This window comes from Planctomycetota bacterium (assembly GCA_016207825.1).
Lineage (GTDB): Bacteria > Planctomycetota > MHYJ01 > JACQXL01 > JACQZI01 > JACQZI01.
Genome location: JACQZI010000023.1, coordinates 161018 through 182768, shown reverse-complemented (window position 1 = coordinate 182768; position 21751 = coordinate 161018). Strand labels below are relative to the sequence as shown.

Sequence of the window (21751 nt, the reverse complement as noted above, 5' to 3'; positions counted from 1 at the left end):
GTATTTCTTAATTGTTCATTGCTCATTTTTACTTGTAACTTATGAAGAAGTTGAAGAAAGCCTTTCGCTGCCAGCAATGCGGTTATGAAACCGGCAAGTGGCTCGGCAAATGCCCGGATTGCGGCGTTTGGGGAAGCCTGATTGAGGAAGTCATTACCCCGACCGCCCTGACCGACCGCCCGATTCTTTCCGGGGAAAAGCCCCAGCCGGTGAGCCGAATAAAAAGCATAGATAAAGAACGCGTCTCTACCGGCATTAATGAGTTGGATAGGATTATGGGCGGCGGCATCGTTTCCGGCTCTGCCACGCTTATCGGCGGCGACCCGGGCATCGGCAAATCCACTCTTATCCTTCAGGTCTCCGGCAAGCTCTGCGAACTCGGCAAAAAGGTGTTATATGTAAGCGCCGAGGAATCCATCTACCAGACCAAAATCCGCGCCGAGCGGTTAGGCACCAATTCCGACAATCTTCTCTTGGTTTCGGAGACCAACCTGGACGTTATCGGAGGCTATGTCGAAGAATACAATCCGGATTTCCTGATTATAGATTCTATTCAGATGATATATAAACCCCAGCTTCCCGGCACGCCCGGCACAGTTACCCAGGTGCGTGAATCTACCCTGGAACTCATGTATCTGGCCAAACGTAAGAGTATTGCTTTATTCCTTATCGGACACGTTACCAAGGAAGGCTCTCTTGCCGGTCCGAGGACGCTTGAGCACATGGTTGATACGGTATTATATTTTGAAGGCGACCGGTTCCAGTCGTTTAGAATACTGCGCGCTGTCAAGAATCGTTTCGGCTCTACCAACGAAATCGGGCTTTTTGATATGGATAAGGAAGGCCTGCAGGAGGTGACCAATCCATCGGCGCTATTTATCGGAGACCATGACGATACCTCTGCCGGCAGGGTCGTTATGCCCACGATTATCGGAACCAGGCCGCTTCTGGTTGAAATACAGGCATTGACTGCGCCGTCGTTTTATTCCGTGCCGAGTCGGCGGGTAAGCGGGGTGGATTTTAACCGTGTCCTGATGATACTGGCGGTATTGGAACGGCGTATCGGACTGTCGTTTTCCAACCAGGACGTCTTTGTCAATGTCGTGGGCGGGGTAAAGATAGACGAACCGGCGGCGGATTTGGCGATAGCTTTGGCGATAGTATCATCTATCAAGAACAAACCCATATCCAATGAAACCGTGATGGTAGGGGAGATTGGCCTGACCGGGGAGGTTCGCGGGGTAAACCAGATAAACCAGCGCATTAATGAAACCCAGCGCCTCGGGTTTAAGCAAATTATGATGCCAATCAAGAATGCCAAGGGATTGAGTCATTCTCCTGAACTAACCCCGGTAAAAATAGGGTCTTTAAGAGAGGCCATTTCCAAAGCACAGCTGATAGTCTTCAGGAAAGAGCCTGAGCAAGTGTAGGATATAAAATCTCTTGACACCTTGAGAATGATATTTTATACTTGTATTAATTGATAATTGATTCCTGATTAATTGAGAACACACCTTTGCGGATAGCACCAATCAGGGGAAACGGTCTGTAACAATATAATAATATGTAAAAGGAGTTGCTTATGCCACGCAAAGTGAAACAAGCTGGTCTTATAATACTCTTGGGTTGGATGTTGCTGGGTTTGGGAATCAGGGCGGAAGATATCACGTCAGGTTCCTCCGCTGGCAATGAAACAACATCTTCCTCAAACGAGCTTGCCGGATTTTCTCAAGCCGTTCTTAAAGAGGAAATCACAAAGGCATCGGATAATCTGGACTCATCCAATACGCAACTACAATTTACAGGGCACAATACATTACATGTCAAGGTGGATTCAAACGGCACAGAAACCTTTTCGGAGGCAGGCCAGACTAAAACCATAAAACATTTTATAACATGGGACGAAGGAGATTTGTTTGGGTATTTCTGCATGGGGTATCTTAAGATAACCTTTGACCCGAATATTGTGGAAGCGGACCATGTTACATCCGGGGCATTTTCTACAGGGATATCAAGGAGGGGAACCGGTTGGATAATCGTAGACCCGTGGATGTGGTTTTCCGAGGATGATGTTCCTCCCAGTGACCCGAATCGCCTGGCGTTTACTATTACGTGGAAGGCTTTACAGGCCGGCACGACTACATTTGCTTACACTGTTACAAATAGCAGTGGCGGATATCGTGGTTATTTCCTTACCGGGACGGTGCATAATATGCAGGCAGTGCCTGCGGTAGTGGATTTCGCCCCGCAAATCCAGCCGCCTGCCGCGCCGAGTAATTTAGTAGCTACAGCAGTATCTTCATCACAGATTAATCTTACATGGCAGGATAATTCGGATAATGAGCAAGGCTTTATAATTGAAAGCAAAACCAGTTGCCACGACCCGTTTGTCCAGATTGCGGTTGTTGAATCCAATCCGGAAGTCCCCGCAACCACGTATTCTCATACGAATCTTTCTCCGGGTGCGGTTTATTATTACCGGATCAGAGCTTATAATGTGGCCGGTAATAGCGCGCCATCCAATATGTCCGCGGCGGTAACCTTTGCCCATATTCCGACCATAGACGAAACTATTACTACACTTAATAACGTTAAAGCTGGTATTATCAAGCCGGGGCTTTATGAATCATTCTCCGACCGTTTAAATGAAGCAAAATCATATCTTATTATAAATGATTATAAATCAGCGCTTGACCCGCTTAATTCTATCTCCAAGAAGTTAGAGAAATTAACGGATAACGAAATGACCGTTGAAGCACGTTTATCTTTTGGCTATTCTCTTAATTTGTTAATAGATTATTTAACACTTTTAATTAACCCAACTGCCGCAATTAATTTATATCTCTATGGATACCCTTGCCAGAATGAAATTCGTCTTCAACAGTCCGGTGAGCAGGTAATTACTACGAGCCTAACAGGTGACCTCTCCATAGAATTAAAACCAACCGGCAATCCAGGGGTGTTTGCGCTTACAATTACCAGAACGGCCTATACAGGGACTGCATTTACGTTAAACAATATTAATTATGGAACTATGAACTTTGCTAATAACCCGGCGCAGATTTCTTCCGGGACGATAAATCTTGTAACTGGCCAAGTTGAACTAACGGAAAAACTTTGGATAAGAAGCCCTTATATTGATTCCACAATTGGCGAACCGGTATCTTTCAGCCGTGTTTCAAAAGGCACTTTTTATCCGATTGGATTAGAAAATGGCGTTATTCAGGTGATAAGTGATGGAACAATGCCTGCCGCTTTTAACGATTCACCTTATCAATCCACTTCTCGAATGCATGCAAAAAAACCGAAAACCAGGGTAGTAATCCAACAGTTTGAGTATGTTGAAGTGGATAATCCAAGAGAAATATCCGTTACTTTAGAAATGGCTACAGGAGAAACGGCTAAAGAACAGATTACGGAATCTATTACTTTGAGAATACCGGTTTCCGGTAAGTCTGGTGGCCGCGCAACTGTAACACCAAATATTATCAGCTTAACCATCCCGAAAGGAGAAAATAAGAGCGAGCCAATAACTGTCATAATTAAAGGTACGGCAACCAGCGACCAGAATGATGATGTGGTATTAACGACCGTTGGGTATGGTTGGACTGAAGAACGATTTACCGTAATTGATATGCAAATAAAGTTCGCCAATACATTTGACCCTAATGATGACCTGATAGGAGTAGATACAGAACAGACCTGTTATATTTATATTCAGGGGCCGGTGCCATCGGTAATGATGGGCTTAACCGAACCACCAAAAATTATTCCTCAAGAAGATGCCTCATTAACAACTCAACCACCTTATACATTTATTCGGGGTGGCTTAACCCTGCAGCTTAAGGGGGTTCGCCCCAGCATTGACGTAAATAAAACAGCGATTAGTGCGAAAGTGCGGGTGCGTGGCTATACAGAAGATATTACTTGTGTTCTTGAAGAGGATTTTACAGTATTAGAATTAGATTTAGATATTGACGGTATTTTAGATACAGATGAAATATCTATCGGAGGTATTGTGGTTAGGAACTTTGATAACAATAATGCACCTCGGAAAAAAATTGAGATCAAGCGGGTAACCCCAACCACATGGAACGGTAATGTTAATCTGATTCTTACAAGAAATAACGATAAAGTTAAAATATTCACAGCTCCTGTAGGTGGAACAGAAATTAAATTTAATGGTCGTAATAATAAATTTTCAAATGCGGCATTACCAAAAGATTTTTGGGTTGAGGGGTTCTCTGAAAGCACGACAATGAGAGATGCGACGATTTCATTGGAAGCGGCAGACACAGGAGGGATTAATGATAAAATAAACTTTACCGTCTTATGGGTTTCGGATATAACCGGCAAAACATCTGGTAAACTTTCGCCGGTAACCGAAAACGCTGCTAGAGATAAAATTGCGAATGATTATTTTGAGGATTTAGGCGTATGGAGAAAGGGATGGGATAGATATGGACTGGGGATTGAACTGAAAGGAACGGTCAAGCCTTCAGATTTTAACTTCCCTGTGGTTCTTCAAAGAGATGGAGCATTTAGATATTTTAAGGACACCAATAATGGAAGCATTCCTTGGCCAGGGCTTATTCGAAATTTTTCTATTGTAATACCCCCTGGTAACGATACTAGTCCCAGAGTCTATCAGGATAATAACCCACTATCCGATAAATCGCAGGGTGAAATATATGACTATGACGCCCCCGGCATTGGATTCCTCAACGAACCCATTGGGACTATTATTAGAGCTCGCTCAAATATGAAAGAATACGCTGTTTATAATGATAATGGAGCAGAGATACGATGTTCACTGGTCTATCAGTGGTATTGTGTGCGAAGCGGAAAGAAAATAGGCCCAGCAAATGATGATTGGATTCAGGAAAACTCTATCAGAAAAGACAATAAAGTAGAATTCGGATCTTATACTAATTTAACCTGGGATTTAAAATAATTTAATCTTAATTAAATAAATTATTAGAAAGGCGAGAATATGATAAAATTAAAAGTAACAATGATTTTACTGGTAATAGGATGTGTCCTGTATTTAAGTGGTGATGATAACAAGCAGCGGTTTAATGATATGAATAAAGAAGGTAAAATTAACTTTATGGATGGTCAAGTGATTAAATATAAAACTGATATAACAGAGCTGGTGAAGTATTTTGAGGCCAATTGGGATAAAGAAACCGATGAAGTCAAGGTGAGCTTTTGTAAATTAATGGCTACTTATCGGGCCAACGAGTCTTTATCTTTACTTGTTAAAAACTTTGATTTTTGCTATCTTGGAATTGAGCGTGAAAGGCCAAGGACAATATTAGAAGGTCGGTTTGCTCTTAACGCTCTTGCCCAAATAGGGACGCCATCATTAGAACCCGTTAGCGAACGAATTTATACAGAATTAGAAAAACTAACCTATAGTGAAGATACCCGACATCGGATACATTTCTTAAAAGAAGCCTTAAAGTATTTATTAGTTGAGACAATAGGTAAAAAATTGTCTGTAGTCTTTCTAGAAGACAAGATAAATAATACAAACACTTCGGCGAAACTTAAAGAATGTCTTTCTGGTATCGCACAAGAAATCAAGCAGAAATAAAATTGTAGGAACGAGGAATATTTTTCATCGGTTATTCTATGACTGGTAGAATAAGCGGAATACCGACAACTGCTGGAACATTTACTTTTGATGTGGAAGCACAGGATTCTAACCTAATTCCAGGAGCGACAGCTGATATTCAAACATTGTCTATAAGAATTAAAAAATAGAGGAGATGGTTATGATTAACAAACCATTGTTACTAGTTTTATTAGGCGGTATCATTGCTGAACGATATCGCATTTGCTGGGTTTGAGGCTGGAAATAAGGGAGGAGTGCAAAAGGCAAACCCGGCACAACCTACGCCATATAGGATTCCCTATTTAAAGCTTCATGGTGTAGTCGTTGATATCAGGCATTGCCATAGCGGTTCAAAAGATGATGATACCGAGCTTATAGTTGCAGGAAGTTTAGGCTACTCACCGGAACCCTTAATGAAAAAAGATGGGGTTGGCAGTGTTTCTTCAATCGGTTATGATTCTTTTATATTTTTCCAGTTTGGAATTGGAACAAAAACACTAAATGTCCAAAATGCTACCGACAATGAATATGCTGAGTTTCTAAGGAATTTAGCCTTAAACATTGGGATGAAAAATATTCGAGTCTTTAATTCCCAAACAGAAACAATTCAAACTTATGAAGAAGATATTCGAAAACTTATAGAAGAATTCACCAAGGATATGCGTTACGTTCTACGGGCGCAAAAGATAGAGGATGCGTTTAACAAAACAACTTTCACCAGAAATGGGCAACCAGTCCCTGCGAAAAATGTCTTTGCAGTAAATATTGGTGTAGAATTTTCAAAAACCGTGGATGGTAATACTGCTCCTGCATCTAAAACGATTGAGTTTTCAGGGGGCGACGGGGTTGAGGTAACAAATAAAGTGATTACTTTCCCTGAAAAATAAACCAAGAAAGGAGAGTTTTATGAAATACAAGAAGCTGATTTCAACGGTAAGCCTTGTTTGTTTCTCTATAATAACGTTTTCTTCCTTCCTTTTATCTTATGCCGAAGAAAAGGAGTCCAAGCCGGAAATGGAACATAATCGTCTTTTTAAGAAGACTGATATAAACAACGACGGAATATTCCGGCTTGAGCTTGTTACGGATAAAGACGAATATCTGCTTGGCGAAGAGATTAAAGCGGAATTAAAACTGACCAGCCTGACCGATAAAAAGAGGGCGTTTACCGAGGCCTATACTACTCATAAGCCATTTTATGAACCGGCGCTTTTTGGTGATGGTTATTCAATAAATGAAAGCAAACAATATGATGCTCGTGGGACGTGGAGCAGAACACGGGAAGGGTGGGGTTATAGTTATGACTATTCTTTTGTTTATGTAGAGCCTCATCAAACAATAACTTATACCTGGACATTAGTGCCGTTAAAAACCGGTTCGGTAAAGATAGAAGCGGCTTGTACCGGTAAGCAGAAGGAACAACATAGAAGTTATGCGACAATAGAGAAACCAGCAGATGTAAAAACAATTCCAATAGAAGGCGCATGGTTTGGGGCGTTGTTTACAAATAAAACCGTTGTAATAAAAGAAAACCCAGAACACGTCGAAACCTTTAATAAATACAAGGATTTAATCGTTAGTGCTGATGAAGATGAAAGGAATAATGCCCTGGAAATGCTTTCGCTTTATGTTATTTCAAAAGGCACGGTGTTAAATAGTTTAAGCGTATCGCCGTATGATAAAGATGTAAAAGCACGTAAGAGGCTTGTTGAGGCATTACTAACGCTTGCTGGGAATTATGCAGACGGCGATATAATAAAACGGCTGTTAACGATTGCCGGCGACCAGAGTGAAGATAAACAAGTCCGGTTAACCGCCATAGAAGCAGGCAAGTTGTTTGTAGAAAAGCTTGATGACCGCTACGTTAAACTAAAAGATAAATCCATAAAAAAACATGTTGCGGAGGTATTGGATAAATTAATAGAAGATAAAGATAAAGATATCAAGAAACGGGCAAGGGAAATAACCGTCATAGAATATACCGGTAATTCAGAGAAATGGGAAGACTGGAAAAAGCGCGAGGAGTGATAAGGATTAATCGTTTTACTTAAAACGCATCCCCGTCACGCAAGGGTGGCTAAAACTCGCCCGCCTGCCCTGCCTACCGGACAGGCAGGCGGCGAGGCAGGTATATTCATTTCTAAATCAATTAAATGAGGTTTTAGGCGGAGGGGGGGGCGGGTATACACCCCCCTAAAGGCTACTAGACTCCATTATAAAAGCTACCTGACCCCACTCTAAAAGCTATAATACATATAGGTAAAAGCTACTTGACCCCATCCTAAAGGCTATAATACATACGGGTAAAGGCTATATTACTCACCCCTAAAAGCTATAATACATATAGGTAAAGGCTACCTGACTCCATCCTAAAAGCTATAATACGTATAGGTAAGAGCTACCAGACCCCATTCTAAAAGCTACCCGACCCCATCTTAATAACTACTATGCTCCATGGTGCAAGCCGGTATACCCCATTAAAGAAAAAGGGATTCAAGGGAATTAGGATTTGAATCGCAGGGGAATCGGGGTATTCCAGTCGCGGTGTGTGTCACGTTTTGATCACGCGGGACGACCTGCTGGCTGTCGGTCGGGACTCCGCTACGCTTCGAAAAATAAAGAGTTTCCTGGAACGGTGTGCGTCACGCTTTAGTCCGTGATAGCTAAATATATTCTTCAATAAAATTAACGAAATGGTTAATCTTTAGTTGTTCTGCTTTAGTAACATATATATGTGTAACATTACCACTAGCGAATTTAATTTCTTTTTCCATTTCACGGAATTCGAAAGGGAATGGCTCCACATTTCTTCTTGCTTCAGGTTTAACTAGAGCATTATTCGTATTTGTTAAAATAACCCATTCTCCATAAGCATCATTGTCTTTTTCCACTAAAATTACATTGAACCCTTTGCCATCTTTGCTTTTCAAATATCCCCAAGCCATTATCTTTTTATTTTTCCATAAAGGCCTTTCTAATCGTCTAACGCGTATTGTCCGACCGTAATCATCTATTTCTTTTTCTCTGTTAAATTCTTCATCAATCAAAGGGCGTATTTCCAAGGCCAAGGGGTTCCCTGAAGGCAACCCAATTAAACAATTAAAATCACGACCTGGCTGCCTATTATGAAGAATAACCTTATTGCTTCCCGTATATCTCTCATTAAGCTCTTTAATAAAACTATCAAGTGGCTCATAAATATCCTTTTTAATTTGATATTCTACGAGTTTATAAAAGTCTTCTATTTCTTTCTGTCGTTTCTGCTTTTTAAGTTGTTCTTCTTTTATCATTGAATCCTTTTCTAATCGCTTATTCAAAATTGCATCTACTAAAGGTGTATTGGAAGTGACGGGTAGGTTTTCTTTTGCTAACTCCGCTTTAATTTCAGTCCAACTTTTAAAACGATTACTTACGCTTTTTTCTATCATTTTAAATATCACTTGAGAAAACGCAGGTGATAAATTTGTGTTAATTGTATTAGGTCTTTTAGGGTTCTGATAAAGGTGCGCATCACGCCATTCTTGAAAACCATCACTCGGTTTAACTTCCAAAGGATGACATAATGTTGCTAATTCAAAAAATACGACACCCATTGAATAAATATCCATCTGAATGGTATTTGTTTGGTTTTTCCATCCTTCTGGAGACATGTATTTAACATGACCAATACCCTTAAAGGTAGAAGTTCTTGTTTCTTCTTCAATGATTTTTGATAATCCGAAATCAGATATTTTCAATAAATCCTTCTTAATAAGAATATTGTTAGGCTTGATATCTCTATGAATGAGAATTAAATTAACCGCATCCATACCGTTTATTAGCTGGTTAAAATATTTTTGCAGCTCACCATTTGGAATAAATTCATTCTTCCTTTTTTGTTCTATAATTACATTTTCTAGGGTTCCTTGGTCTGCGAATTCCATAATTATATAAGGGGGTAATTGTGGGAAAAGGGAACCATCGTGGAAAAATATATACTTTATAAAATTTTGATGGGATATTTTAATGGCTTGATTCCCTTCATGAATTAAGCTTTTTAGGTTATTTTTATCTTGAAATGTAGTTGGTAGTGTTTTCAAAGCCCATATTGACTTGTCATCATTCTTTTCAATTTTGTAAACATCACCAAAAGCCCCTTTTCCAATGAATTCAAGAACGTTATACGCAGCTTTATTACTATCGTATATAACAGTACCTATTGTAATAAACATGTTTACCTTTTCCCTTCGATTACTTTATTTTGATTTTCGTTCGGTGACAAGCGCCTTTTGTTTATTCTTGTTTTCTCTTCTCACCCCTGCGCCTGTTTATGTTCGGGGACATAGACATAACTCGTCGTTTTTACGCGCTCCTTGCAGACCTTTTCCTCCCGCGCCAGCCAGCCAATCGCCTGCAGGGCGGTTTCCATCGGGATGCTGGTCTTGCCCGGAATGTCATTCAGTTTGGTTATTCCCGCCGTGGATAAATGCTTATATATAACTCCCGCGGCATTGCCGATTTCCCATTTGACGTCTACGACCGTCGCACCCGGTATGACCGCCGTGGAGCATTGGGACGGTTTCGCCGGAGCTCCTCCACTGTGAACCAGTTCTGTTATAAATTTATCCCATTTCTCCTTTACCTCGGGACGGGAATGATATTCCTTGACCCGGACGAAATCGTTGAAGTCTTTCCAATCGGAGAATTCCTTATGGCATTTAGCGCATTCCTTGAGATGTTGGAATAGCTCTTCTTTCGGGATATCCGTTTGCTGGTTCAGGACGTAATCCGTGATTGCCCGCGCGTATTTCTTACATGTCTTCTTCACCCCATCAGAGTTTTTGTCGCGTTTTTTATCAGGTGTAGCCATAATCTAAGTCCTTTCGTTTTTTAGGAACTTTTTTGATGCCCCGTTGGTTATCTCTAACGGGGCTCGTCCTTTTCCTCCTCGATGATTTTAATCACCTTTTGCCGGATATTATATATTTTCAGCTTTAAATATGCAAGAGTAAATTTGCTAAATAGAGGATGGGCCAATATCTTTTCATACGGGATGCCCAGATTCGCCATAATCAGGAGTTTTATCTCTTCGGTCGCAAGCGCCTTAAAGGCCTTGCTTAGTTTTTTATGGAGCGCGTGATGATTAGGTGTCTCCACGGGCCTTGAAGGGACCCGTTCATCGGCAAAACCCGTGGAGACGTTTGGGAAACGCCTCGAGAGCGGGGGTAACTCCGAGGCGCGCAGGCAATCCTGCTTTTTATACTCAATGGTGCCTATCCTATACAAATAATGCCTGAATGAACCATCCCCTTTGGGTTCGAACGCCTTTTCCTTTATGCGCGTAAAGGCAATCATCAGGATTTGCTGGATTAAGTCATCCAGATAGGAATCGTCCTTAAACCAGCTGTATTTCAAAAGATATCCGCGCAAGGGGTCAAGATAGCGATGGAACAGAATATCCAATGCTTCGGTTACGCCCTGCCGGTATAACCGAATCAGGTCCTCGTCCGAAAGCGTATTCCACTCCATGGCGCCGAGTCCTTCTTCTCCCCATACATAAGGATACATAAGCAAATAGCATGCCAAGGCGTCTTAAAACAATCCACCGATGATTAAAAATCTGCCCATCTTTATTTTATAGCTTTCCGACGGTAGAATCGTGTTTTTTCGGGCGCTTTCCGGCTGTTCTGGCGTAAAGAAACTTTACAAAAATGTAAACTTATTTGGCATCCAAGCAAAGTAGCTTAAGGGAAAATTGCAACTATTTTCATAGAAAAAAAGATTTCCATATAACTTTTGGGGTTTTTCCAGGTTAGGTTATGGAGAGGGGAGCTTGGGAATGACCAAGCCCCAATGAACAATGACCAATTAGAAAGGAGAATGAAATATGAAAGATTTAAGAAATTGCGGAGCGATACGATGCAAAGAATGCGGCAAACCCCTGCCTAAAGCCGTTAACAAGCCGGTGCTTAAAGGCAAGGCGCTTATTTCGTGGGCGGCAAGGGGCTTGGGTTATTGCCGGTATTGCTACCTCATGTATTACCCGGAAAGAAAGCGGTTGGAACTGCCTGCTTTAAGGATGGGGTTTGAATCGCTCCTTTCATATGCCGACCGGCGGTTATTGGAAAAGGGCGCCCTGACCTATGGTCAGGGACTCCCTATCGTCCCGCGGAGCGAAGTGGAGCGGGGCAAGCTGGCGGGACAGGATATCGCCTTCGGGGTAAGCCTTCAGGAAGAGCAGGAAGAATCTGAACTCAAACAGGAATTCTATGAAGATTGGGTTGATTATATCGAAAGCTGGCAGGAAGGAGGGTGCGAAGATGTTTAAGAAAATATTTAAAGGAATATTAAAGGTGGCCGTGGAAGTCCTGCTGACAATCATCAAGCGTAAGGTGGAAAAGAAACTTGAAGATATGAGCAAGAAACCCATGAACCATTCCCCCGATACCTTTGGTCGGGGTCAGGTTCAGGGCAAGGGAAAGGTTATCAGATTATTGATTATCCTGATTGCGGGCATTCTCTTAATCGGATTGACGGCATGGTCAACTAAGCCTGCCGAACTTCCTTCCGGCGTTATCATCATTCGGCCTATGGACAAGGCTAATAATCCTTACCAGCGTGAGTATGACGAGATGCTAAGTCCAACGGTTATGATTGAAACACTGACCGGATGCGGAAGCGGGGTAGTCATTGCAACCACCGATGAACACGGATATACACTGATTCTGACAGCAGGACATGTAGTAGGAAATTATGCTAAAGTAAGCGTAACGTTCTTTTCTTACCGCAAAGACGCAAAGGATACCGAGATAGATGCGACGGTTGTTATTACAGATACGGTTAAGGATTTAGCCCTTCTTAGCGTTCTTTGCGACTTTGCGGTTAAAACTGCAAATCTGGCTCCGAAGGATTATGTTCCTTACTTATTCGCTCCGGTTTATGTTGTTGGATGTTCATTAGGTTTATCTCCAAGACCTTCATCCGGTATTATCAGTGTAATCGGTGGCTTTTCTTGGGAAATAACAGCTCCGGTTTTACCCGGTAACTCCGGGGGACCGGTATATGCGAAGCGAAGCGCCGTCCCGTCTAATGACGGGAATGCCTACCAATATGAGTTAATTGGAATAGCCGTTTGGGTAAGATTATATGGAGACCAATTGATTACCACCATGGCGGGAATTGTTCCCATCTCGGAAATATACGATTTCCTCGACCAAAGAACCGAAGGACCGCGCAAGCGAACTAAAGAACCGAAGGACGAAAGGACATTAAATAGTTCTTACGTTTTTCCGTTCCTCAGTTCTTCTGTTCGTCAATCAGACGCATCGAGGTGTCTTTCCGTTAGCATGCACGGAAAGGAGATGTATCGGCGAGCAGAACTAACGAGGAAAACGGAGGATAGTTTTATGCCAAACATACTGTTTGATGTAAAGCTGGAAATACCTGCTTCGTACGCGCCTGCCGGAGATATCGCGGAAAAGTGGGCGAAAAATCTGGGTGAGAATGCCGAACTCTTGATAGACCGCCTTCAAAGGGCAATTCCCGATGAAGCCAGCTACCAGGAAAAGCTTTCTACTCCCGCCGCCGAGCAGTGGCCTTCCTTTATGTCCGATACCTATCGGACTAAAAGGGGTCGGGTCAAGGCTTCGGTAGTCAAGACCTTTGCCAAGAATATCCAGGACGCTTACCAGAACTGGGTAACAAGGGTTACCCGCGTCTTTGAAGAAATCGGCGGGGTTAAGGCGAAAAGGTTTGTGGATGCGGTGAATGACTCCAAGGAACGGGTTGCCGAATCGTGGCGCAAGAAAGCCTTGCGCATCACCGGTGACCGTATCCACGGAATCGGCGCCGCGGCCATTGCCTGTTTCTGGATGACCGGTGAGCCTACGGTAGCGGGTAAACTGCGTCAGGGCGACCAATTGATTGCCGGTGCCCCTTACCGGATTTGCCGGGAAGAGTTCATCCAATCTTTCAGGTCTGCCTTGATGGGCCGCCTGATTCAAGCCGGGATGCTGATATCCAATGCTGAATACAGCACGGGGTCTATCAGCGCTCAGAACACTGTCACCAATAATTTGGTGCAGGGGATGATTGACCCGGCCTTGGGTTTGATGTCTTTTATTCCGGGCGGAGATTCATGCGTGGATTTCATGCTGGAAGACGGGATTTTCAAGCTCAGGATTAAGGCAACGCAGGTTTAAACCAGTGGGATTAGGGGTCTTGGCTTCGGCTAAGGCCCCTTTTCTTATCCTGCCTTTAAGCCGGGTGTGCCAGGCCCAAAAACAGCCGATATTCTTTTAATTGACGGGCGGCCTTTTTTGGGATATAATAGCAGTTTAAATATACACCAAAACTTTGAACACCCTCTCCGCTAATTCCTTATAATATAAAGCGGTTAGATGTTTTTGAGAGGTTAATATTATGACATGGGGCGATATAAAGCGTTTATTGGTCGGTAAGGCGAAAAATCCGTGTGACCCGACTATCTTCCGCCGTATTTCCCTTATCGCGCTTTTGGCCTGGGTGGGCCTGGGCGCGGACGGGCTTACCTCCGCGTGCTACGGCCCGGAGGAAGCCTATGTCATTTTAAACGCCAACAGTTTCCTCAATATTTATGTGGCGGTTGCCACCATTTTAACCATTGCCGTAATCTCGCTTTCTTACAGCCAGATTATCGAGCTGTTCCCTTTCGGCGGCGGCGGTTATCTTGTTGCGACAAAGCTGATTAATCCTTCGGCCGGACTGGTTGCCGGAAGCGCCCTGGTCATAGATTATATCCTGACTGTCGCCGTTTCGGTTACCGGCGGCATAAACGCGTTCTTCAGTTTCCTGCCCGTGGAATACCAGGCGTATAAGTTTATTGCGGCTGTTTTGGTTGTAGGCTTACTGATTCTTTTAAACCTGCGCGGGGTAAAAGAATCCATCACCGTTCTTGTGCCGATATTCATGATATTTGTCGCCACCCATCTGGTTTTTCTTTTGATTGCGTTAATCCAGAAAAGTTCAGATATTCCTTCTTATATCAGCCAGACAGGTGTCCGGACCGGAGAGACAATCCGTGATATAGGCCTTTGGGGAATGATATTGATAATCATGAAATCGTATAGCCATGGCGCGGGAACATTTACCGGAATCGAGGCGGTCAGCAATGCCATGCCCACTTTACGGGAGCCGAAAGTCCATACGGGAAAAACCGCGATGCTTTATATGGCGGTTTCCCTGGCGCTGCTTTCCGGCGGTCTTCTGGTATTTTACGGGCTTTTTAATGTAATCAGCGTGCCGGGCAAGACCCTTAACGCCAGCCTCTTTGAAAGCATTGTTGCCGCGTGGAACAGCCCCTTCGGGACCTGGCTTGTAATCCTGACCATGTTTTCAGAGGCGGCTCTTTTGTTTGTCGCCGCCCAGACCGGTTTTATCGGCGGACCGCAGGTTATGGCTAATATGGCATTGGATTACTGGCTGCCGCGCCGTTTTACGAACTTAAGCGAACGACTGACTGTTTCCAACGGCATTATATTCATGGGATTAAGCGCTATCGGCGTCATGGCGATTGCCAAAGGGCAAATCAGCTTTTTGATTGTCTTATACAGTATTAACGTGTTTATAACATTCACGCTTTCCCAGTTCGGCATGTGCCGCCATTGGCTGGAAGTGCGCAAGATAAAAGGCGCATGGGAAAGCAAATTCTTAATCAGCCTGGTTGGATTCTTGCTGACTTTAACTGTTTTGGTTATCCTTATAGGTTTTAAGTTCTTTGAGGGCGGCTGGCTGACCCTGGTTATTACCACGGGCTTTATCTTTTTGGCGGTTATTATAAAAAAGCACTATTCCGCCACACGGCGCGCTTTAAAGCGGCTGGATGATATGCTGGGTAATGTGCCCCGCCCGGAAAAACCGGCGGCTATCCCGGTTAACCTGGCGGCTGATGAGCCGACCGCGGTGATTCTGGCCGGCGGTTTTAACGGGTTCGGAGTCCATACTTTCTTTTCCGTGGAGAAGCTCTTTCCGAAGATATTCAAGCGTTATATTTTCGTAAGCGTCGGGGAATTGGATACCGGCCGGTTTAAAGGAATCGGCGAGGTGGAAAATCTCCGCAAAAACACCGAGGAGGCAATGGGAAAATACGTCCGAATGGCCAATGATTTCGGTTTTTATGCCGAATCCCGTTTCGATGTTTCGGTAGACACCATAGAAACGCTGGTTGATATATGCACTAAATTAAACAACGAATACCCGCGGGCGATTTTCTTCGTCAATAAGCTGGTGTTTAAAAACGAGAATATGCTGACCTCGTTTTTGCATAATGATACGGCTTTTCGCCTTCACCGCCGGCTTGCCCTTGAGGGAAAACAGCTTGTTGTTATGCCGATTAGGGTATATTAAAATATTTTCGGCTGTGCCCGAAACCTATGCGTAAAACAGTTTTTCAGCTTGCCTGGCCCGTGGTCATCCAGAATCTTTTGATGACCCTGATGATGTATGTGGATACCTTTATGCTGGGCAGGTATGACCAGACCTCTCTGGCGGCAATGGGTGTAAACCGCCCGCTTCTTATGGCAATCCGTCTGATTTTAATGGCAATTGCCGTAGGAACGCTTGCCACGGTTGCCCGCGCTTTTGGGGAAGCTAATTCAACCAATAAAGACTTAACAAAAACACGCCAGCAAATTGCAACATCCTTGTGGAGCGCTGTCCTAATCGGCTTGGTTGTCTCCAGCTTTGGTGCGCTTTTGGCTCCTCAATTAATCAGCCTGTATATTGATAAAAACATACAACCGGAGCTGTGGATAGAAGCGGTCAGCTACTTTAAGATTGTCATTTCAGCTTTCGGTTTTACTTATATATTCATGGTCGGCGCCAGCATATTGCGCGCCTGCGGCGATACCAGAAGCCCGATGCTGATTTCTCTTTACGCCAATCTCTTTAATATCGCCGGAAATTATTGCCTGATTTACGGCAATTTCGGTTTTCCCAGGATGGGCATAGAAGGCGCGGCTTTATCCACGGCCCTGGCTGATGTCATAGAAGGAGTCATGTTTATTATCCTGATATTTTCAAAGAGAAGGGTAATTAACCTCAAGGTTCCCTCTTTATTTAAAGTCCAATGGGAGAATTTTAAAACCTTATTTAAAGTCAGTTTTCCGGCAATGCTGGAACCGGCAATCTTGCAGTTTGGGATGCTCATTGTCTATTCTATGGTAACGGGTTTTGGGGAAATCGCCATTGCCAGCCACATGATAGTCCTTTCCATAGAAAGCCTTTCGTTTATGCCCGGGATGGGCTTTTCGATTGCCTGCGGAGCGCTGGTCGGCCAGTATCTGGGAGCTAAACGGATTGATTTGGCCCAATCTGCTTACCGCGAATCGCTTAAGATTGCCCTGCTCATAATGACTTCAATGGGATTAATGTTTGTGCTTATACCGGATTATCTGGTGCGCATATTTGTGGATGCGGATAAATCCTACGAGGTGGTCAAGCTGGCGGCTTTATGCCTGGTAATAGGCGCGATTGAAGAGCCTTTTATTGCATTAGCCATGATTCACCAGGGAACCCTGCGCGGGGCGGGCGATACCAAAAGCACGGCTTATGTCGCTTTTATCGGGGTCTGGCTGGTGCGCCTGCCCGTTGCATATTTATTCGCGATTATCTTGAAAATGGGTTTAGTCGGCATCTGGCTTTCCATGCCGATTGATTGGGTTGCCCGGTCGATCGCCTTCAGGATTCTTTACCTTAAAGGGCGCTGGAAACGAATTAAACTGTAAGCCGCCGATAAAAGCCGGCTATTAATTATTTGCCAATTCCATAATAATATTATAAACTGATTAAAGTTATGGTAGATAAGAAAAAAGGCAGAGGGTTATTATATGGATTGGGGTTGGACCATAAGGATAAGCATATCCGTATGACCAAAGGTCCGAATTTTATCCTGATGGGAGGGTCCAAGCCGACGCATGAAAAAATGCAGGAAACCGCCATAAAAATAAACGAGAAACTGAAAAAGTGCGGGAAGACAATGGAAACCATTTCTGAAAAGGAATTCTTTGAAATAGGCGAGGAACTTGGGCTAAAACGCTGGAAAGAAAAATGACAGATGACGTCTAAACCATACAGTTTCCAGGAAATCATACTGGCTCTTGAGCGTTACTGGGCGGATTACGGTTGCGTAATTTACCAGCCTTATGATGTGGAAAAAGGCGCGGGGACTTTTAACCCGGCAACCTTTCTTAAATCACTGGGGCCCGAGCCCTGGAAAGCGGCTTATGTGGAGCCGTCACGCAGGCCGACCGACGGCCGTTACGGTGATAATCCTAACCGCCTCCAGCACTATTACCAATATCAGGCTATCATCAAGCCGGCTCCTGCCGATGCCCAGGATATTTACCTGGACAGCCTCAAATATCTGGGGATTGATTTGACAAAACACGATATACGTTTTGTCGAGGATGATTGGGAATCACCCACTCTCGGGGCGAGCGGCCTGGGATGGGAAGTATGGATTGACGGCATGGAAATCACCCAGTTTACTTATTTCCAAAAAGTGGGTAATATTGAGCTTAACCCGATTTCCCTGGAACTTACTTATGGGTTGGAACGAATTGCCATGTTCATCCAGAAAAAAGACAGCGTTTATGACCTGGAATGGGTAAAGGGCATTACTTACGGTCAGGTGCATCATAAAGATGAGGTGCAATTTTCCAAATATAATTTTGAAGAAGCCGATATTAAAATGCATTTCGACCTGTTTGAAATGTATGCGGGCGAGGTGAAGCGCCTGATGGAAAAACAGCTTGTCTTGCCGGCATATGATTATGTCCTGAAATGTTCGCACACATTCAATATTCTTGATGCGCGCGGCGCCATCGGCACGGCACAGCGCACTACATACATCGCGCGTATCAGGGATCTGGCGCGCAAATGCGCTTCTGGCTATGTGGAGATGAGGGAGAAAATGGGCTTTCCGCTATTGGCAAAAACAGCCGCCACCGGTAAATAGCCGCTTCGGCAAGCACAACTCTAATTTATGTTGACTTCCCGTAAAATCTATTTATAATTAAGAGTTTCGGTTAAAGGAATAAATATGAATTTGTCACCGATTCCGGAAGTTTTGGAAGAGCTTAAGGCCGGTCGCATGATAGTTCTCATCGATGATGAGGATAGGGAAAACGAAGGTGACCTGACCATGGCAGCTGAAAAAATCACGCCCGAGGCCATTAATTTTATGGCCAAATACGGGCGCGGCTTGATCTGCCTTGCTTTGACCGAGGAAAAGGCCGATGCGCTCGATTTGCCGCCCATGGTAAATGATAACTCTTCTAAATTCGGAACGGCGTTTACTATTTCTATAGATGCTAAAACAGGGGTTACTACCGGAATTTCGGTTCATGACCGCGCCAGGACGATTTTAACGGCGATTAAAGATGATTGCAAGCCCGATGACCTGGCCCGCCCGGGCCATATATTCCCGTTAAGGGCTAAAAAAGGAGGGGTAATGGTGCGGACCGGGCAGACCGAAGGCTCGGTGGATATGGCAAAACTCGCCGGGTTGAAACCGGCCGGAGTAATATGTGAAATAATGAATGACGACGGAACCATGGCAAGGCTTCCACAATTGCAGGAATTCTGTAAGAAACACAAATTGAAAATGGCAAGCATTGCCGACCTTATTGCTTACCGCAGGACTACGGAAAAAATGATTACCAGGGCAGTCGATACTAAATTGCCCACTAAATACGGGGAATTTAATATTTCACTTTACCGTTCCCAGATAGATGATTATTTGCATATTGCGTTGTGCGCGGGGGGAATAGGAACCGAACCAGGCAAGGTTTATGATGAGCCGGTTCTGGTCAGGGTCCATTCCGAATGCCTGAGCGGAGATATTTTTGGGTCGCTCAGGTGCGATTGCGGCGACCAATTGCAAAGCGCCCTCGCCATGATTGCCAAAGAAGGGAAAGGGGTCGTTCTTTATATGAGGCAGGAAGGCAGGGGCATCGGCCTGGAAAACAAGCTCAAAGCGTATGCTCTTCAAGATAAAGGAATGGATACGGTTGAAGCCAACGAGGCGCTGGGGTTTCCGGCTGACCTGCGGGATTACGGAATAGGCGCGCAGATTCTGGTTGACCTGGGCATAAGGAAAATAAAACTGTTAACTAATAATCCGCGTAAAGTAATCGCTTTGAACGGATATGGCTTGGAAATCGTCGAACGCGTGCCGATAGAAATAACGTGTTCGGCGTATAATAAGAATTATTTGGATACTAAAAAGAATAAGTTAGGCCATTTATTGAAATAAGCTCTCTGGAAAATTATAACGGGGGTGTAGCTCAGCTGGTAGAGCAACGGCTTTTTAAGCCGTGGGTCGGCCGTTCGAATCGGCCCACCCTCATTTGATAAATGCCCCGATCGTCTAACCTGGTTTAGGACACAGGCTTTTCAAGTCTGCAATACGGGTTCAAATCCCGTTCGGGGCGTTAATAATTTACATCGGGCAATCCGGTTATACGTAAATATGTTCGGCCGACTCTACGTTATTTCTAATATAACCTACGGGCAAACGGTTCGCCAGCAGATTTATTACATCATAGTTTTCGCCTCCGCGCTTTTGCTGTTCCTTGCCGCCCCTTTTTCCCTGTTTTCCTTCGGGCAAGAGCTTAGCATGTTCAGGGAAGTCGGTTTGGCAACCATCACCTTTGCCGGCATTATCCTGGCGGTATTAAGCACAGATTTTGTAATTGCTTCGGATATAGAAAAACAGACTGTTTTACTAACCCTGACAAAACCGCTCCGGCGTTCGGAATTCATAGTCGGCAAATTTATCGGCATTAGCACGGCGGTTTTTGTTGCCACGTTTTTTCTAGCGCTTGTCTTGTTGCTTGTTTATTGGTTTAAAGAAGGAACCGCTTTTATCAACAGCGGCATAGAAAGCGGTTATTACCTGGAAAAAGGTCCTTCTTTTATATGGAAAGATGTTTTTAGTTTCCTTGAATTAAACGGCCTTATCCTGTTGCAGGGCGTTTATGCCTCGTTTCTTATGGTTGCCGTTATTACCGCCGTTGCCGTAACCGTTTCCCTTTTCTTTTCGCTGCCTATCATGGCCGGCAGTATCGTCCTGGTTTTTATTATCGGGAATATTTCCCCGTATATCTATCTTGCCATGGTAAAAAAAAGCTCGCTTTTAGTGACTGTCCCGGCGCAGATGTTTTATACTATCCTTCCTAATTTCACCGATTTTAACCTTTCCTCGCAGGTTTCAAGATTTTACCCGCCAATAAGGGATATTTCCCCGGGGATGATTTTGCCCCAACCCATTTCTTGGGGATACCTGTTTTGGATTACGCTATATGCCTTTGTATGGTGCGGCCTGTTATTATTGGTTGCCAATATGGCTTTTAGCAAAAGGGAAATACGCTGATTATGAAATATGCTATCTTCAGTGATATCCACGGCAATTTAGAAGCCCTGGAAGCGGTGATGGAAAAGCTGGCAGCGGAAAAACCGGACCGCTATATTTGCGTGGGGGATATCGTCGGCTATGGTGCCGACCCGAATGAATGTATTAAAAAAGTCCGTGCCATCCCGGGTTGCATTATCGTTGCAGGCAACCATGATTATGCGGCCATCGGCACTCTTAACAACGGCTTCTTTAATGATTTTGCGAAATCCGCCATCAGCTGGACTGCCAAACAATTGAACGAAGAGGAAAAAAAGTTCCTGGGCGGGTTGAAACTCGTCGAGACGCTAAATAGTATTTCCGTAGCGCATTCTAACCTGTATCTGCCTGAATTGTTTGAGTATATCCAGACCAGTTATGATTTGCAACTCGGGTTTAACGTCATGGAAAACCCCGTTTGTTTCATCGGGCATTCGCACGTTCCTATTTTCTTTTCTTTGCAGAGGGGAAGCATTTCTTTTAATACCGACCCGCTGCTTAAGATAAATAAATCCGGTAAATTCTTTGTCAATGTCGGCAGCGTAGGCCAGCCGCGGGATGATAATCCCCACGCCTGCTATGCCGTTTATGATGATACGGACGAGGCTATTGCGATAAAACGTGTTCCTTATGACGTGGATAAAGCCGTTTCCAAAATAAGAAAAGCGGGTTTGCCCGAAATACTGGCAGAAAGATTAAAATACGGTAGGTAAATCCATTTC

At 44.0% G+C, this 21751-nt stretch carries 18 protein-coding genes and 2 tRNA genes; 17 read left to right on the top strand and 3 right to left on the bottom strand.

Annotated features, from left to right (window positions below):
* Positions 1 to 41: 41 nt before the first annotated feature.
* The 6 genes from radA (at position 42) to HY811_09045 (ending at position 7648) form a co-directional block, all read left to right on the top strand.
* Positions 42 to 1430: a DNA repair protein RadA gene (radA, locus tag HY811_09070; GenBank protein ID MBI4834951.1), complete on the top strand. Its 1389-nt coding sequence runs from the start codon at positions 42 to 44 to the stop codon at positions 1428 to 1430.
* Positions 1431 to 1582: 152 nt separating this feature from the next.
* Positions 1583 to 4954 carry a fibronectin type III domain-containing protein gene (locus HY811_09065; protein MBI4834950.1) on the top strand — a complete coding sequence of 1124 codons (3372 nt, stop codon included), beginning with the start codon at positions 1583 to 1585 and terminating at the stop codon, positions 4952 to 4954.
* Positions 4955 to 4993: 39 nt separating this feature from the next.
* On the top strand, positions 4994 to 5599 hold the full coding sequence (locus HY811_09060) for a hypothetical protein (protein ID MBI4834949.1): 606 nt from the start codon (positions 4994 to 4996) through the stop codon (positions 5597 to 5599).
* A gap of 38 nt (positions 5600 to 5637) precedes the next feature.
* A complete protein-coding gene (locus tag HY811_09055; GenBank protein ID MBI4834948.1) occupies positions 5638 to 5769 on the top strand; it encodes a putative Ig domain-containing protein in 132 nt (43 codons plus the stop codon).
* A 54-nt stretch (positions 5770 to 5823) separates the two neighbouring features.
* Positions 5824 to 6507, top strand: coding sequence for a hypothetical protein (locus HY811_09050; GenBank protein MBI4834947.1), 684 nt, complete (start codon positions 5824 to 5826; stop codon positions 6505 to 6507).
* Between the two features lie 19 nt (positions 6508 to 6526).
* Entirely contained in the window at positions 6527 to 7648 is a 1122-nt protein-coding gene (locus HY811_09045) for a hypothetical protein (GenBank protein MBI4834946.1), read from the top strand.
* 635 nt (positions 7649 to 8283) lie between these two features.
* Here HY811_09045 and HY811_09040 read toward each other — a convergent pair.
* The 3 genes from HY811_09040 to HY811_09030 all read right to left on the bottom strand — a co-directional run bounded on the left by HY811_09040 (position 8284) and on the right by HY811_09030 (position 11167).
* Positions 8284 to 9831: a serine/threonine protein kinase gene (locus HY811_09040; GenBank protein MBI4834945.1), complete on the bottom strand. Its 1548-nt coding sequence runs from the start codon at positions 9829 to 9831 to the stop codon at positions 8284 to 8286.
* 80 nt (positions 9832 to 9911) lie between these two features.
* Positions 9912 to 10469, bottom strand: a complete 558-nt coding sequence (locus HY811_09035) for a winged helix-turn-helix domain-containing protein (GenBank protein ID MBI4834944.1) — start codon at positions 10467 to 10469, stop codon at positions 9912 to 9914.
* A gap of 53 nt (positions 10470 to 10522) precedes the next feature.
* Positions 10523 to 11167 (bottom strand): hypothetical protein, encoded by a 645-nt coding sequence (locus tag HY811_09030; protein ID MBI4834943.1) that lies wholly within the window; start codon positions 11165 to 11167, stop codon positions 10523 to 10525.
* Positions 11168 to 11486: 319 nt separating this feature from the next.
* On the opposite strand from HY811_09030, the gene HY811_09025 reads away from it, so the two are divergent.
* The 11 genes from HY811_09025 to HY811_08975 all read left to right on the top strand — a co-directional run bounded on the left by HY811_09025 (position 11487) and on the right by HY811_08975 (position 21742).
* Positions 11487 to 11927 carry a hypothetical protein gene (locus HY811_09025; GenBank protein ID MBI4834942.1) on the top strand — a complete coding sequence of 147 codons (441 nt, stop codon included), beginning with the start codon at positions 11487 to 11489 and terminating at the stop codon, positions 11925 to 11927.
* Positions 11920 to 13800: a trypsin-like peptidase domain-containing protein gene (locus HY811_09020; protein ID MBI4834941.1), complete on the top strand. Its 1881-nt coding sequence runs from the start codon at positions 11920 to 11922 to the stop codon at positions 13798 to 13800. Before HY811_09025 ends, HY811_09020 begins: the two co-directional genes overlap by 8 nt.
* 220 nt (positions 13801 to 14020) lie before the next feature.
* Positions 14021 to 15982: an APC family permease gene (locus tag HY811_09015; GenBank protein ID MBI4834940.1), complete on the top strand. Its 1962-nt coding sequence runs from the start codon at positions 14021 to 14023 to the stop codon at positions 15980 to 15982.
* A gap of 26 nt (positions 15983 to 16008) precedes the next feature.
* Positions 16009 to 17361, top strand: coding sequence for an MATE family efflux transporter (locus HY811_09010; protein ID MBI4834939.1), 1353 nt, complete (start codon positions 16009 to 16011; stop codon positions 17359 to 17361).
* Positions 17362 to 17429: 68 nt separating this feature from the next.
* The gene (locus HY811_09005) at positions 17430 to 17687 is read left to right on the top strand and encodes a hypothetical protein (protein MBI4834938.1); all 258 of its coding nucleotides are present in this window, start codon (positions 17430 to 17432) and stop codon (positions 17685 to 17687) included.
* 3 nt (positions 17688 to 17690) lie between these two features.
* Positions 17691 to 18593, top strand: a complete 903-nt coding sequence (locus HY811_09000) for a glycine--tRNA ligase subunit alpha (protein ID MBI4834937.1) — start codon at positions 17691 to 17693, stop codon at positions 18591 to 18593.
* An 84-nt stretch (positions 18594 to 18677) separates the two neighbouring features.
* On the top strand, positions 18678 to 19892 hold the full coding sequence (locus HY811_08995; GenBank protein MBI4834936.1) for a bifunctional 3,4-dihydroxy-2-butanone-4-phosphate synthase/GTP cyclohydrolase II: 1215 nt from the start codon (positions 18678 to 18680) through the stop codon (positions 19890 to 19892).
* A 20-nt stretch (positions 19893 to 19912) separates the two neighbouring features.
* Positions 19913 to 19985, top strand: a tRNA-Lys gene (locus HY811_08990).
* A gap of 10 nt (positions 19986 to 19995) precedes the next feature.
* Positions 19996 to 20070 (top strand) — tRNA-Glu (locus tag HY811_08985).
* A gap of 38 nt (positions 20071 to 20108) precedes the next feature.
* Positions 20109 to 21011, top strand: a complete 903-nt coding sequence (locus tag HY811_08980) for a hypothetical protein (protein ID MBI4834935.1) — start codon at positions 20109 to 20111, stop codon at positions 21009 to 21011.
* Positions 21012 to 21013: 2 nt separating this feature from the next.
* Positions 21014 to 21742 (top strand): metallophosphoesterase family protein, encoded by a 729-nt coding sequence (locus HY811_08975; GenBank protein ID MBI4834934.1) that lies wholly within the window; start codon positions 21014 to 21016, stop codon positions 21740 to 21742.
* Positions 21743 to 21751 lie beyond the last annotated feature (9 nt).

Excerpts from the sequence above, each read along its gene's own strand:
- radA (MBI4834951.1), top strand. The coding sequence starts at position 42 with ATGAAGAAGTTGAAGAAAGCCTTTCGCTGCCAGCAATGCGGTTATGAA.
- HY811_09065 (MBI4834950.1), top strand. The coding sequence starts at position 1,583 with ATGCCACGCAAAGTGAAACAAGCTGGTCTTATAATACTCTTGGGTTGG.
- HY811_09060 (MBI4834949.1), top strand. The coding sequence starts at position 4,994 with ATGATAAAATTAAAAGTAACAATGATTTTACTGGTAATAGGATGTGTC.
- HY811_09055 (MBI4834948.1), top strand. The coding sequence starts at position 5,638 with ATGACTGGTAGAATAAGCGGAATACCGACAACTGCTGGAACATTTACT.
- HY811_09045 (MBI4834946.1), top strand. The coding sequence starts at position 6,527 with ATGAAATACAAGAAGCTGATTTCAACGGTAAGCCTTGTTTGTTTCTCT.
- HY811_09040 (MBI4834945.1), bottom strand. The coding sequence starts at position 9,831 with ATGTTTATTACAATAGGTACTGTTATATACGATAGTAATAAAGCTGCG.
- HY811_09035 (MBI4834944.1), bottom strand. The coding sequence starts at position 10,469 with ATGGCTACACCTGATAAAAAACGCGACAAAAACTCTGATGGGGTGAAG.
- HY811_09030 (MBI4834943.1), bottom strand. The coding sequence starts at position 11,167 with ATGTATCCTTATGTATGGGGAGAAGAAGGACTCGGCGCCATGGAGTGG.
- HY811_09025 (MBI4834942.1), top strand. The coding sequence starts at position 11,487 with ATGAAAGATTTAAGAAATTGCGGAGCGATACGATGCAAAGAATGCGGC.
- HY811_09020 (MBI4834941.1), top strand. The coding sequence starts at position 11,920 with ATGTTTAAGAAAATATTTAAAGGAATATTAAAGGTGGCCGTGGAAGTC.
- HY811_09015 (MBI4834940.1), top strand. The coding sequence starts at position 14,021 with ATGACATGGGGCGATATAAAGCGTTTATTGGTCGGTAAGGCGAAAAAT.
- HY811_09010 (MBI4834939.1), top strand. The coding sequence starts at position 16,009 with ATGCGTAAAACAGTTTTTCAGCTTGCCTGGCCCGTGGTCATCCAGAAT.
- HY811_09005 (MBI4834938.1), top strand. The coding sequence starts at position 17,430 with ATGGTAGATAAGAAAAAAGGCAGAGGGTTATTATATGGATTGGGGTTG.
- HY811_09000 (MBI4834937.1), top strand. The coding sequence starts at position 17,691 with ATGACGTCTAAACCATACAGTTTCCAGGAAATCATACTGGCTCTTGAG.
- HY811_08995 (MBI4834936.1), top strand. The coding sequence starts at position 18,678 with ATGAATTTGTCACCGATTCCGGAAGTTTTGGAAGAGCTTAAGGCCGGT.
- HY811_08980 (MBI4834935.1), top strand. The coding sequence starts at position 20,109 with ATGTTCGGCCGACTCTACGTTATTTCTAATATAACCTACGGGCAAACG.
- HY811_08975 (MBI4834934.1), top strand. The coding sequence starts at position 21,014 with ATGAAATATGCTATCTTCAGTGATATCCACGGCAATTTAGAAGCCCTG.